The 12,257-nt window shown below is 65.5% G+C and carries 15 protein-coding genes; 9 read left to right on the top strand and 6 right to left on the bottom strand.

The annotated features are described in order from the left end of the window. Window positions 1-63 precede the first annotated feature (63 nt). Window positions 64-1,164, top strand: a complete 1,101-nt coding sequence (locus FJ958_RS08715) for a serine hydrolase domain-containing protein (protein WP_140741569.1) — start codon at window positions 64-66, stop codon at window positions 1,162-1,164. On the opposite strand, the gene FJ958_RS08710 is transcribed toward FJ958_RS08715, so the two are convergent. Together FJ958_RS08710 and FJ958_RS08705 are read right to left on the bottom strand one after the other, a co-directional pair. Further along, window positions 1,151-1,735, bottom strand: a complete 585-nt coding sequence (locus FJ958_RS08710; RefSeq protein ID WP_140741567.1) for a cytochrome b — start codon at window positions 1,733-1,735, stop codon at window positions 1,151-1,153. The two genes, FJ958_RS08715 and FJ958_RS08710, sit on opposite strands and share 14 nt — an antisense overlap. Window positions 1,736-1,931: 196 nt before the next feature. Beyond that, a complete protein-coding gene (locus tag FJ958_RS08705) occupies window positions 1,932-2,660 on the bottom strand; it encodes a 3-keto-5-aminohexanoate cleavage protein (RefSeq protein ID WP_140741565.1) in 729 nt (242 codons plus the stop codon). Between the two features lie 210 nt (window positions 2,661-2,870). Between FJ958_RS08705 and FJ958_RS08700 the strand changes: the two genes are divergently transcribed. Next, a complete protein-coding gene (locus tag FJ958_RS08700) occupies window positions 2,871-3,071 on the top strand; it encodes a hypothetical protein (RefSeq protein ID WP_181176332.1) in 201 nt (66 codons plus the stop codon). Here FJ958_RS08700 and FJ958_RS08695 read toward each other — a convergent pair. Next, entirely contained in the window at window positions 3,066-5,165 is a 2,100-nt protein-coding gene (locus FJ958_RS08695; RefSeq protein ID WP_140741561.1) for an EAL domain-containing protein, read from the bottom strand. The two genes, FJ958_RS08700 and FJ958_RS08695, sit on opposite strands and share 6 nt — an antisense overlap. Before the next feature lie 236 nt (window positions 5,166-5,401). Here FJ958_RS08695 and FJ958_RS08690 point away from each other — a divergent pair, with 236 nt between their 5' ends. Both FJ958_RS08690 and FJ958_RS08685 read left to right on the top strand, forming a co-directional pair. Next, a complete protein-coding gene (locus FJ958_RS08690; protein ID WP_140612927.1) occupies window positions 5,402-5,851 on the top strand; it encodes an ester cyclase in 450 nt (149 codons plus the stop codon). Window positions 5,852-6,060: 209 nt separating this feature from the next. Continuing rightward, window positions 6,061-7,134 (top strand): phosphatase PAP2 family protein, encoded by a 1,074-nt coding sequence (locus tag FJ958_RS08685; RefSeq protein ID WP_140741559.1) that lies wholly within the window; start codon window positions 6,061-6,063, stop codon window positions 7,132-7,134. 126 nt (window positions 7,135-7,260) lie between these two features. Here the strand turns inward: FJ958_RS08685 and FJ958_RS08680 are convergent, their stop codons facing one another. Both FJ958_RS08680 and FJ958_RS08675 read right to left on the bottom strand, forming a co-directional pair. Beyond that, window positions 7,261-7,797: a hypothetical protein gene (locus FJ958_RS08680; RefSeq protein ID WP_181176331.1), complete on the bottom strand. Its 537-nt coding sequence runs from the start codon at window positions 7,795-7,797 to the stop codon at window positions 7,261-7,263. Between the two features lie 121 nt (window positions 7,798-7,918). Further along, window positions 7,919-8,245 (bottom strand): DUF1330 domain-containing protein, encoded by a 327-nt coding sequence (locus tag FJ958_RS08675; protein ID WP_140612929.1) that lies wholly within the window; start codon window positions 8,243-8,245, stop codon window positions 7,919-7,921. A 177-nt stretch (window positions 8,246-8,422) separates the two neighbouring features. On the opposite strand from FJ958_RS08675, the gene FJ958_RS08670 reads away from it, so the two are divergent. After that, complete coding sequence (locus FJ958_RS08670) at window positions 8,423-9,115, top strand: helix-turn-helix domain-containing protein (RefSeq protein ID WP_140741557.1); 693 nt, start codon at window positions 8,423-8,425, stop codon at window positions 9,113-9,115. A gap of 76 nt (window positions 9,116-9,191) precedes the next feature. On the opposite strand, the gene FJ958_RS08665 is transcribed toward FJ958_RS08670, so the two are convergent. After that, complete coding sequence (locus FJ958_RS08665) at window positions 9,192-9,359, bottom strand: transcriptional regulator (RefSeq protein ID WP_140741555.1); 168 nt, start codon at window positions 9,357-9,359, stop codon at window positions 9,192-9,194. 125 nt (window positions 9,360-9,484) lie between these two features. Between FJ958_RS08665 and ada the strand changes: the two genes are divergently transcribed. The 4 genes from ada (at window position 9,485) to FJ958_RS08645 (ending at window position 12,255) form a co-directional block, all read left to right on the top strand. Then, window positions 9,485-10,612 carry a bifunctional DNA-binding transcriptional regulator/O6-methylguanine-DNA methyltransferase Ada gene (ada, locus tag FJ958_RS08660; protein WP_181176342.1) on the top strand — a complete coding sequence of 376 codons (1,128 nt, stop codon included), beginning with the start codon at window positions 9,485-9,487 and terminating at the stop codon, window positions 10,610-10,612. 18 nt (window positions 10,613-10,630) lie between these two features. Continuing rightward, complete coding sequence (locus FJ958_RS08655) at window positions 10,631-10,849, top strand: hypothetical protein (protein WP_246679551.1); 219 nt, start codon at window positions 10,631-10,633, stop codon at window positions 10,847-10,849. 111 nt (window positions 10,850-10,960) lie between these two features. Next, window positions 10,961-11,515, top strand: a complete 555-nt coding sequence (locus FJ958_RS08650) for a methylated-DNA--[protein]-cysteine S-methyltransferase (protein WP_140741549.1) — start codon at window positions 10,961-10,963, stop codon at window positions 11,513-11,515. After that, window positions 11,512-12,255, top strand: coding sequence for a 2OG-Fe(II) oxygenase (locus tag FJ958_RS08645; protein WP_140741547.1), 744 nt, complete (start codon window positions 11,512-11,514; stop codon window positions 12,253-12,255). The genes FJ958_RS08650 and FJ958_RS08645 overlap by 4 nt, the downstream gene beginning before the upstream one ends. The last annotated feature ends 2 nt before the right edge of the window (window positions 12,256-12,257 follow it).

Below are 12,257 nucleotides of genomic sequence, written 5' to 3'. Positions count from 1 at the left end.
CCGTCTCGGCGCTGCCCGCCGATCCACCTTCTCCCACAGGGGGAGAAGGAAGAAAGGTGAACCATGCGTGAAAATCTGACCGCCCTCCTTGACACCTACCTCGCCGATGGCGCCGTGGGTGCCTCCCTGGCTTTCGCCCTCGACGGCGCGGCGCCGACCGCCCTCACCGCCGGCCTCGCCGATCGGGAGCACAATGTCGCCGTCGCGCCAAACCAGCTGTTCAAGATCGGCAGTTGCACGAAGACCTTCGTCGCCGCGGCTTTGATCAAGCTCGCTCAAGACGGCAAGCTCGATCTCGGCGCGCCGATCTCCGCCTGGTTCCCGGACCTGCCGGGGGCGAAAGACATTTCCGCGCGCCAGCTGATCAACCATCGCAGCGGCCTGCCGGAATTCGAATACTACATTCCGATGGATCCGAGGCGGCGGTGGACGCCCGGGCAACTGGTCGATATCGCCTTCGCCTCCGACAAGCAGAAGGCGCCTGGCGGTCCGGCGGTCTACAACAACACCGGCTATGTCCTGGCCGGCATGGTGATCGAGGCCGTCTCCGGCCAGTCGCTCGGCGCCTACGTCAGGAGCGCGGTCCTGCAGCCGCTCGGCCTGGACAACACCTGGTCACCGGCGACCGAAGCCTTTCCGGAAAACTTGATGGTGCGAGGCTACTACCACCGCCCGCCGCCGGCGCCGGACGCGCCCACCGACATCGCCTCGGGCGGCGAGATGTGGCGCATGGACGGCGTCCTTCCCTATTCGGATGACTTGCAGGATTCTTCGGACTCGTTCCCGTTCTCCGCCGCCTATGGCTGCGGCGACATGGTGTCGACGCCGTCCGACATGGTGGGTTTCATGCGCGGCCTGTTCTCTGGCAGGCTGCTGTCGCCGCCTTTCTTCGCGGAGATGTTCGAACACCGCGTTCCCGCAAGCTTCCCCGGCACCCGCATGCGCGAGACCGGCGCCGGCATGTTCCAGAGCGCCTATGCCGACCGCGCCTTCTACGGCCACCAGGGCAGCATTCCCGGCTACGTCGCCGTCATGCTGCACGATCCCGCGTCAGGCCTCACCATCGCCATGACCAGCAATGTCGGCTCCGGCAACCGCCTCTCCTTCCAGGCGAGCGGCATGCACCCCGTGGTCGATCAGGCGATCCGGATCATTCTCGATTGACCGCGTTCAGCCACTTCTGCCCGGACGATGGATCGGGCAGGCCCGGCACCATCTGGCTCAGCACGCGATCGCGCAGGAAGACGTGATGGAAGATGGCCGCGGCCGCGTGCAGGCCGGCGAGCCACATGATGATATCGCCAAGCGTGCCATGGATCTCCGCCAGCGGAGCGCCCCAGGTGCCGGAAAACGGACCGATCGCTCCCAGGCCGTAGACCGTCACCGGGTGGCCGTCGAACCATGCACCGAGCATGGCGGTCGCCGGGACCGCGAACAACAGCGCGTAGAGCGCCCAGTGCGTTGCCTTCGAGGTAACCTCTATCCAGGTGGGCATGGCCGGGGCTTCGGGAATACGGTCGAACACGCGCCAGACCAGGCGAATGACCAGCAGACAGAAAACGGCGAAGCCGAGCGACTCGTGCAGCTGCAGCGTCGACGCCCTGGCCGCTGAGTAGACGCGCTCCGGGGGGCCACCAGCCGAGACCAGGAAGGCAATGAGCACCAGTAATGCCGTCAGCCAGTGCAATGCCTGGGCGAGGCCTCCGTAGCGGGTTGTCGTGCCGGACAGCGACATGCGAGAGCTCCGAAACAGTTGGACACGTTCCTCCCGCACCCCACCCTGAACGTGCCCTCATTTCAATTGTTCCTCAAGTTACATCCAATTAATTTTGTGCCGCGCCCCGCGCCGGTCGCCCGCCCGCGGCGTGGCGGCGACGGCCCCCGTGTTCGCCGGCGGCCGCCACGTCGCGATAGCCGAGGCGAGTCTCAGGCTACCGGTCTTCAACTCCGCCGCGAAACATCGCCACCGCAGCAGCAACGATCTCCGCATTGTCCTTCGCCACCGATCCATCTGCCAGGGTCTTGCCGTCCTCCAGCCCGACGCGCGTCGACCAGCGCTTCCGGCGCGCAAGCTCGACGAACGGCCAGACCGTGGCATCGGCGCCATGCAGCAGGATCGGCCGCCGCACTTCGGCGCGCTCGAGCACGGCCGCGATGGCGTGTGCTTCGGCGAGCGCCGCCGCCAGGTCCTGCATGTCGATCTCGATCAGGATGCGCAGCACCCGGCTGTGGCCCGCAAGCGCCACAAACCGTTCCGCATCGATTGTCGTGGCAAGCCCCGCCTCGATACCGACACCGCGTTGGCGCAACAGCTCCATCACGGCCGGCGCGTCGGCCTCCGACAGATTGACCGAGGCATAATCGGGCAGTTCGCGCCAGCCGGCGATCGCCTCGCGGGTGCGCGCGACGTCGTTCTCGATCCAGGCGCCGGTCGACACACCTATAAGCGTGCCGGGACAGGCGCCGCGCACCGCAAGAACCGTCGCGTCGACGGCGGCCAGGCTTTCGCGCCCGTCGCCGCCGCGCGGATGGATGTGCAGTTCGGCCGCACCGGCGGCAACGCAGGCCGCGGCGTCGCTGGCCATCGCCCGCGCCGTCAGCGGCAGCGCCGGATGGAAGTCACGCGGACGCGCGCCGTTGATGCAGGCCTGGACGATCATGGGCACCACCTCGGGCAGCAAGAGCCGCAGTCTAGCCGTGCATGAAGCGGTCGCAAAGAGTCGGGCAATGTCACTCCTGACAGCTTACCGCCGAAGCTGCCGTGCCCTCCCAAAGCGCTCCCGCATTTGAATAAAAACCGTCTGTGGATATTTACCCCGCGTTCCACCAGTTGGGGCAAGGTATATTAGGGCGAGGTAATGGAGGAACCATTGACCAGCGATTTTCCGGCCGCCCGTATCCATCTCGAACGCGCCTACCACTATCTGCGCGGCAATGACGGGACGAGCCGCTCGGCATGCGAGGCCCTCGACCTGCTGATCGAGATGGTGGCTGAAGCCCAGCACAAGCGGCCCGAGGCTGGCGTGCTGGAGTTACCGCAAACGACCGTGCGGCAACCCTTACGATCATGACGCCTTGCGGACGGGCGCTCCGCTTGCCGGCCTGGTCGCGCGGATAACGATCTGCTCCAGCGGTTCAGGCCGGTGCAGCAGGAACCCCTGGCCGAAATCGACCCCCATGGCCTGCAGGACGTCGAGCGTCTCCGGTTGCTCGATCTTCTCGGCCACGACGCCGCAGCCGACGCTGCGGGCAATGCCCGCTATGGCCGAGACGATCTCGCGGTCGAAGCGGCTCTCGGCGATATGCTCGATGAAGGAGCCGTCGATCTTGATGGCATCGACCGGAAAACGCCTGAGATACTCGAACGAGCTCATGCCGGCGCCGAAATCGTCGAGGCTGACCCGGCATCGCCGCTCGCGCGCCTTGCGCACGAACGCCTCGGCGGCGTCGAAATTGGTGACGGCCGCGGTTTCGGTGATCTCGAAGCCGATGCCGGAATGCGGCGCGCCGGTTTCCTCGATGATGCTGTCGACGAAGTCCCACAGACCGGGGTCGCTCAGCGTCTGCGCCGACAGGTTGAAGCCGAGCGTGATCGCGCCGGACTTCATCGCCGCGCCATGCAGCGAGAGCGCCGTGCGGATGATCCAGCGATCGAGCCTGGCGGCAATGCCGAAGCGCTCGGCCGCCGGGATGAATTCACTGGGTGGAATGAGCTTGCCGCCGCGCCCGGCCAGCCGCGCCAGCACCTCGACATGGCGGCTTTCCTGCCAGGGCCGGCCCAGCCGGTGGATCTCCTGGCCGAACAGTTTCAGCCGGCCGTCATCCATGGCGTCGACCGTGTCGGCGGCGAGCCGCGCCGCGTTGAGGCCGCCCGAGGCCGCCTCGGCCGAAAACACCGCGAAGCGATCGCGCCCCGCGGCCTTGGCCGCGTAGCAAGCGTCGTCGGCGCAGGCCAGCGCGTCGGCCACCGTGGTGGCCCGATCGTCGACGATGGCAATGCCGATGCTTGCCGCGAGCCGCCGCGAGGTCGCGGCAAGACCGAGATCGGCGCCGCGCACGGCCGCCAGGATGGCGACGGCCAATGGTTCGGCTTGCGCCGCGTCGCAATTGGGCACCAGCAAGGCAAACTCGTCGCCGCCGAGCCGCGCCGCATGCGCCGAGGGCGGCAAGCAGCGGCCAATGCCCGCCGCGACGCTCTTCAGCGCCAGATCACCAGCCGCGTGGCCAGCGAAGTCGTTGAGCGCCTTGAAGTAGTCGAGATCGACATAAAACACCGCCAGCGGCACGCCCGAGGCGATGTTGTCGGCGAGCAGCCTGTCGAAGGCGGCGCGGTTCCACAGGCCGGTCAGCGCGTCGTGACGGGCGGCGAAGGCAAGCTCCTGTTCGCGCAGCTTGTCCTCGGTGATGTCGCGCACCGTGCCGAGGATCTGGCCGGCGGCACCCGCGGCGGCAATGAACCGCACCAGCGATTCGATATGACGGATCTCACCGTCGCGCCTGATGATGCGGTATTGATTGGCGATGACGCCGTCCGTTTCGACCGGTGCCCGGTGGGCGCGCTCGGTGGCTTCCTTGTCGTCGGGGTGCAGATAGCTGTGCCAGAGGGCGCCCGGCACCTCGTCGGTATCGGCGACAAGGCCGAATATGTCCCTGGTGCGGGCGTCCCAATAGCTCTTGTTGGTAGCGATGTCGAAGTGCCAGATGCCGGTGCCGCTGGCGGCGAGCGCCAGGCGGAAGCGCACATTGACCTGTTCGAGCGCGGCTTCGGCCGCTTTCTGCTTCGAGATGTCGGTCTGCACGCCCATCAGCCGCAGCGGCTGCCCGTCCGCGCCGCGCTCGACGATGCCGCCGCGGTCGAGCACCCACACCCAATGGCCCTGCTTGTGCTTCAGCCTGAGTTCGGTCTCGATGGCGTCGGTCAGCCCGGCAATGTGGCGGTCACCGCTGGCCAGCGCCCGCTCGCGGTCGTCGGGATGGGTGAGTTGCAGCCACAGGTCGCTGGTGTTGGCCAGTTCGCCCTCGTCATAGCCGAGCATGCGCGCCCAGGTCGCCGAATAGAAGCAGTCGCCGGCGCGAAGATCCCAGTCCCAGACGCCAAGATCGGCGCGCTCCAGCGCCTTGGCCCAGAATAGTCCGTTGCGATTTTTCTTGCCCTGACGCGCCATGTCCTGCTTCGTCCGCCCCCACCATCGGACAATCTGCCGCAGAACCAGAGAAGAAAGCGTTACTCGGCCTCGCGGGAGATGGAAATGGGCGCCTCGCCCTCCGCCGGCCGCCGCCATCGGCTTTCGATTGGCGGGCAAGAACCGGAGTTTTGCGGATCCGGGATGCTCCTATCGCTTGTCCCGGGTCGTCGGCCAAGCCCGCCGATCCCAGCCAAGCAACAAAGAGGACCCTCGCAATGACCAAACAGGAAGACAACAAGGCGGTCGTCGTCCGCTGGTTCACCGACTTCTGGGGTGAAACCTGCGATCTCTCCGTCGTCGACGACATCGCGGCACCCGACATGCTGCTCAAATATTCCTTGCATGAGCCGCGCCGGGGCCGCGACGACATCAAGGCCTTCATGACCGATTTCCGCGCCGCCTTCCCGGACCTGAACTTCTGGGCGACCGCCGATCTCATCGCCGAGGGCGATTATGTTGTCGGCCAGTGGGAGGGCGGCGGTACGCATACCGGCCCGGCCTTCGGCGATTTCCTCGCCGGCTCGCTGCCCGCCGCCACCGGCCGCGCCATGCGTTTCACCGGCACCACCGTGCTGAAGGTGATCGACGGCAGGATCGTCGAGGAAATCGGCCTCGACGACGGCGTCGCCGCCCTCACCCAACTCGGCCTCATCAAGCCCGCCTGATCGATGGGGCCATCGCCTTCGCGGCGGCGGCCCGCCTTCCCAGGTGAAGCGGACGCGGCGCATCTTGGTCAACAAATCCTTGCAAACAAACAAGGTATTATAAAATATAATATTTCGACGATTTACTTCGAGCGAAGTGTAAGAAACCGGTAATACATGGTATGCAGAATAGTGATCGGGTGTTTAAGCGGCTGGCGGGATGTCTTTCGATGAGCGTGCAGACCGGGCGGAGGGGCGAGGATCGTCGCTCCGGTGTCCTTCTCCTTGGCCTGGATATCGCGGCAACCAGCAGCGGCTGGCTGTTGACGGCCTTGTGTCTGGCCTATGTTCTGACGGCGCTTTGCCTTCATCCGGATCAGTACCTGCGGCTGTCGGAATCCTACGCCAGGCCGTTCGTCTTCTTCCTGCCCATGCTTCTTGCGGCGGGCCTCGGGCTGCTGGCCTTGACATTTTCCAGGCACAACCCGACCAGGTTCATGCTCGACACGCTCAGGCAGCGTTGGCAGGCTGCCACGCCCGTGGTCGTCCTGTTCTTTCTCGGCATCACCGCCTTCACCACCTTGAAGGTGACGATCCCGCAGGTCATTCCATTCTATGCGGACCGCATGCTGGCGGAGCTGGATTTCCGGCTGCACGGCACGGATCCCTGGGCATGGGCGCACAGCGTCGTTCCCGAACCGGTTTCGGCCATCATTTACGCCGCCTACGGCTATGGCTGGCTCGTGCAGTGGTTCGGCACCTTGCTGTTCGTCGCCTTCTGGAACAGCCCGGTCAGGCGTCTGCGTTATCTCTGGGCGTTCGCGCTGACCATCACCCTGTGCGGCACGGTGCTGGCGACTGTTTTGTCGTCGACAGGTCCCATATTCTATGACGAGTTCTATGGTGGTGATCGGTTTGCCGGGTTGCAAATCGCCCTGGCGGGGGATGCCCACGCCGCATCGGTCCATGCCTATGCCAATTACCTGCTTCAAACCTACGAAAGCGGCCGTCCGGAACTGGGCGGCGGCATCTCCGCCATGCCGAGCATGCATGTCGCCATCGCCACGCTCAACGCCTTCTTCCTCAGCGGTTTCGGCCGCCGCTGGGCCGTCGCCGGCTGGTGCTTTGCGGCACTCATCCTGTTCGGCTCGGTCTACACCGGCTGGCATTATGCCGTGGATGGCTATCTCTCGATCCTGGTCGTGTCCATGCTCTGGTACCTGACCGGGCGTTTCGTTCTGCCGCAAGTGAACCAGGACAGGCTGGAGATAGGACTGCCGGTTCCCGATCCTGCGCCACAATGACCGGGCGCCGCTGACATCGCCGGGCAGCGAAGCACGCCGTGCTTCACAAGCATCGATGATGCCGAGACGACCGGCGGAAGCTCGGGAAATGGCCAGGCGGCATTGGCGCCGCCCGGCCCTGCCGGCTTACTGGCTTGGCGCCATCGCGTGTTCGCACGACACTTTCGGGTTCATGTCGGCGAAGGTGCCGGTCGGGTTGCCTTTCCAGGCCCAGACATGCAGTTCGTAGAATTCACCCAGGCCATAGCGGTTGGGCGCGCTGTTGAAGTTGAACAGCTGTCCCTCCAGCGACGCCGGCCCCTTGGAGGTGATGTATTCGACAGCCACCAGCTTCAGCGTGCCGTCGGCCATCGGCTCGTACATCACCGCTTCAGGACGGGCGATGTCGATCTTGTCGTCCTTCAGATACTGGCCGTTGACGTAGTGGATGCCCATGGCGCCGCCGGTGATGCCGCTGGCGCAGGGAATGGGCGCGTAGCCCTCGGCCGTAGCCGCCCTGACGTCAAGAAACCGGCTGTTCGCGGCCCGCACCTTGTCGGCCAGCGGATTGGGACCGGACGCGGCTTCAGCCGCCTGCTGATGCGACCGCGCGATGCCGGTGCAGGCGCACAGCACGGCCGCGGCCATGAAGAGCCTGTTGCGAAAGTTCATTGTCATACTCATTCCATTCTTCTTGAAAATGCACAGCGGGCCGGCCTCCGGAAATACGGAGGCCCGACAGGCAAGCGCTGTGGCTGTTGTTGCTTGGTGATCCCGGATAGGGTGCAAGAAATACCGGGAAGGATCATCCCTTCGGCAGATACGGGATCGTTCCAGCCAGATCGGTGTTGTCGATCAGTTGGAAGCGGCTGTCGCTGCCGTCCTGACGCGCCGAGACGAAGGGCGCATAGGCAGGATCGTTGGCGAAGGCGCGTGCCGCCGCTTCCGACGGGAAGGCCATCAGCGCGATCAGCGTGGTGTCGAGCGGCTTGCCTTCGAGCGTCTTCACATTGCCGCTGCGCGACAGATATCTGCCGCCATGCTTGTGGACGAGGTCGTGCACCGAGGCGGCGTAGGCCGGCACCCACTTCGGGTCCTTCACCTTGATGTCTGCAATGACGTATGCGGTCATGATTAGTCTCCTGGTTGCGGTGCACAGGGGGATCCCGTGCAACCGGCCAAAGGGCTCGCATGACAGGGCCCGCGCCAACCAGTCCGCGATCTGTACCGTGCCAGTACAGTTTCCGTACTGGCCGCTTCGTTCATGAAAGCCTAATGTTCCGCCCAGATCGAGGGAGGGACGTCAGCCATGGCCCAGCACGGATACAAGCAGTTCTGCCCGCTATCGATGGCCGCCGAGGTGCTGTGCACTCGCTGGACGATGGTGCTGATGCGCGAACTGGTGGCGGGTTCCACCCGTTTCAACGATCTGCGCCGCGGCGTCCCCAAAATGTCGCCAACCCTTCTGTCGCAACGGCTGAAAGAGCTTGAACTCGCCGGCATCGTCGAGCGCAAGGAGGTCCAGGGCGAGAAGGGAATTTTCGATTATCGGCTGACCGAAGCCGGCCGGGATTTGCGCCCGGTCGTCGAGGCGATGGGGTTCTGGGGGCAGAAATGGGTGGAGTCCCGGCTGTCGCTCAAGAACCTCGATCCGTCGCTGCTGATGTGGGACATGCGGCGCAACCTGAACCCCTCGCCGCTGCCCGAGGGGCGCACGGTGATACAATTCCTGTATCAGGAACTCCCGGCATCCAAACGCTCGTGGTGGCTGATCGTCGAGAAGCATGGGGAGGTCGATCTGTGCTGGTACGATCCGGGTTTCGAGGTCGACCTCTATGTCTCCACGGACCTGCACACGATGACGGCGATCTGGATGGGGCTGCTCACCGTCGAGAAGGCCGGCGGGAAGGTTGCCCTGACCGGCGACCAGGCGATCGGCAGGAAAATGCAGGCATGGCTCGGGCTAAGCCCGTTCGCGGTGGAGCCCAAGCGGGCGGCATAGGCGGCGAAAAACGAAAGAATATTTGCCGTTGCCCTGTCGATCCGGGACGGCTTAGGCGCGCTTTCTGTGCAGCACCTCAGATCGGGTAGTGCTTATGCTCATAAGCCTCGATCAGGATTGCGAGAACATCGAAGCGGTCACCATCGAGAGAGCCGACCTCCGGCCCGTTCTCGAAATAGCTGGTTATTTCGGCGATTGCCCACTCGTAATCGGCTTGGGTCTTAATGGGTCGAATATTTTCCACCACACCCTCTCGGCATCAATCTCGTCATAAGGGGATTTCCAAATCGGGAAAAACAGGCGCGAGTCCTCCCGACACTTGGCAGGAAACGGGTGGCGGAGCCGGCCCTTGGCGGCTTCAATGGCGCCATGTTCATCACGCTTCAAAGAGAGCTGAAATCCGCGCCGTTGCCGGTGGCCGAAGATCCGCGCTGGGCGCGCGTCGTGGCGCGCGACAAATCGGCCGACGGAGACTTCTGGTATTCCGTGGCGACGACCGGCGTCTATTGCCGGCCCTCCTGTCCGTCGCGGCGTGCCAACCCCACGAATGTGCAGCTGCACGACACGCTGGCTCAGGCCAAGGCGACCGGTTTTCGCCCCTGCCGCCGCTGCAACCCGGATGGCCCGTCGATCGATGCCGGCAACGCCGCGATGGTCGCCAGGGCCTGCCGCATGATCGAGGACAGCGAGGAAGAACCCTCGCTTGACCAGCTGGCGGTAGCGGCCGGCCGCAGCCCCGGCTACTTCCATCGCGTCTTCAGGGCGATCACCGGACTGACGCCGAAGGACTATGCCGCCGCGCACCGTGCCGCCCGGGTCCGCCAAAGCCTGGAGGACGGCGTCAGCGTGACAACCGCGATCTACGATGCCGGTTTCAATTCGAGCGGGCGCTTCTACGAGAAATCGACCGGCATGCTCGGCATGACGCCGACGCGCTACCGTGCCGGCGGCGCCAACGAAGACATCCGCTTCGCCGTCGGCGAATCCTCGCTCGGCGCCATCCTGGTCGCGTCGAGCAAAAAGGGCGTCGCCGCGATCCTGCTCGGCGACGACCCGGACGCGCTGGTGCGCGACCTGCAGGACCGTTTCCCCAAGGCACGGCTGATCGGCGGCGACCGTGACTACGAGGCGCTGGTCGCCCGCGTCGTCGGTTTCGTCGAGGCACCGAGGCTCGGTATCCATCTGCCGCTCGACGTGCGCGGCACCGCCTTCCAGCAGCGCGTCTGGCAGGCCTTGCGGGAAATCCCGGTCGGCGGCACCGTCTCCTACGCCGAGATGGCACAGCGCATCGGTGTGCCGAAAGCGACCCGTGCCATCGCGGCCGCCTGCGCCGCCAACGCGCATGCCATAGCCATTCCTTGCCATCGCGTGATCCGCAAGGACGGCGCCCTGTCAGGCTACGCCTGGGGCGCCGAGCGCAAACGCGTGCTGCTTGAGCGGGAGGCCGGCGGCTCGGCGAAGGCAGCCGACAACGCCCGCCGGTCTTCGCGGGGCTGACGACCGGCGATGCGCACGATGGCAAGGTCTTCCACCGCCGGTGCGAATATCCAGCCTCCCGGCAGCGCTGCCGTTGGCCGCGAGGAAGCGAAATCACAGGTGTTGGCCGCCATCGGCGAGCTTGTCGATGCCGGCAAGGCCGAGTTCCGCCACGGGCCGAAAGGCGAGACCGAATTGCGGCTGCTGTCAGGCGAGGTTTTCGTGCTCGGCGAAGTCGCCGTCACGCGTGTCGCGTGAATGCACTCACCACTCGTCCTCAGACCCCGAGATTCGAATTTGAAAGCAAGCATCGGAGTGAGGGACGCAAAGCAGATGTCTAGGGTCAGCCACACAGAAGGAGTGAAGGCAATGAACCTCATGCAAACCAACATGCCGGCGGCACCCTTTAACGCCGCCACCCTCGACACCATCATCTATGCCATCGGCCAATCCGCGATCGGCAGGATCCTGGCGGCGCGCAGCCCCGTCGGCGTCTGCGCCATCCTGATCGGCTCCGACACCGAAACCTTGGAGCAGGACCTTGCCGACCGCTTCCCCGGCAGGGTGCTGGCCGAGGACGGAGCCGCCCTGCACGACGATCTCGCGGCAATAGCGCGCTTCGTCGAGACGCCGGCCGCCGGCCTCGACCTGCCGCTCGACATGCGCCACGGCACGCCTTTCCAGCAAAGGGTGTGGGGGGTGCTGCGCACCATCCCGTGCGGCGCCACCATCACCTATACGGCCCTCGCCCGGCGTCTCGGCCTGCCCGATGGCGCCCGCGCCGTGGCGACGGCCTGCGCCGCCAACGCGATCGCGCTCGGCATTCCCTGCCACCGCGTCCTGCGCGCCGACGGCACGCTGTCCGGCTACCGCTGGGGCGTCGAGCGCAAGCGCGCTTTGCTCGACAGGGAGGCCGCGATATGAACGCCCACGCCAAGGTTGCCACAGCCGCGGTCGAAGCGGCGCAGACACGCATCGCCGGCTACGACTGGCCGGCCTTGGCCGCCGAACTCGACGGTTTCGGCTGCGCGGTTATGGAAAAGCTGCTGTCGCCGCAGGAGTGCCGGCAGATCGCCGGCCTCTATCCGCGGGAAGAACATTTCCGCAGTCACATCCACATGGCCAGGCACGGTTTCGGCAAGGGCGAATACCGCTACTTCCGCTATCCCCTGCCGGACCTGATCGGCGGCCTGCGCACCGCACTCTACCCAAGGCTGGCCGAAGTCGCCAACCGGTGGAACGAGCGCATGGGGATCGCCATGCGCTATCCCGCGACGCATGCCGAGTTTCTCGACGAGTGCCATGCCGCCGGACAGGTCAGGCCGACGCCGCTTCTGCTGCAATATGTGCCTGGCGACTTCAATTGCCTGCACCAGGACCTCTACGGCGATCTTGCCTTTCCGCTGCAGGTCGCGATCCTGCTTTCGGAGCCGGGCAAGGATTTCACCGGCGGCGAGTTCGCGCTGACCGAGCAGCGGCCGCGCATGCAGAGCCGGGTCGAGGTGGTGCCGCTGCGGCAGGGCGACGCCGTCGCCTTCGCCGTCCACAACCGGCCGGTGCAGGGGACCAAGGGCAATTACCGCGTCAATCTGCGCCACGGCGTCAGCCGCCTGCGCTCAGGCATGCGCCACACGGTCGGCATCATTTTTCATGATGCCAAGTGAGT

The sequence above is a fragment of the Mesorhizobium sp. B2-3-5 genome (genome assembly GCF_006442395.1).
Lineage (GTDB): Bacteria > Pseudomonadota > Alphaproteobacteria > Rhizobiales > Rhizobiaceae > Mesorhizobium.
This window is presented reverse-complemented; position numbering and strand designations above follow the sequence as displayed.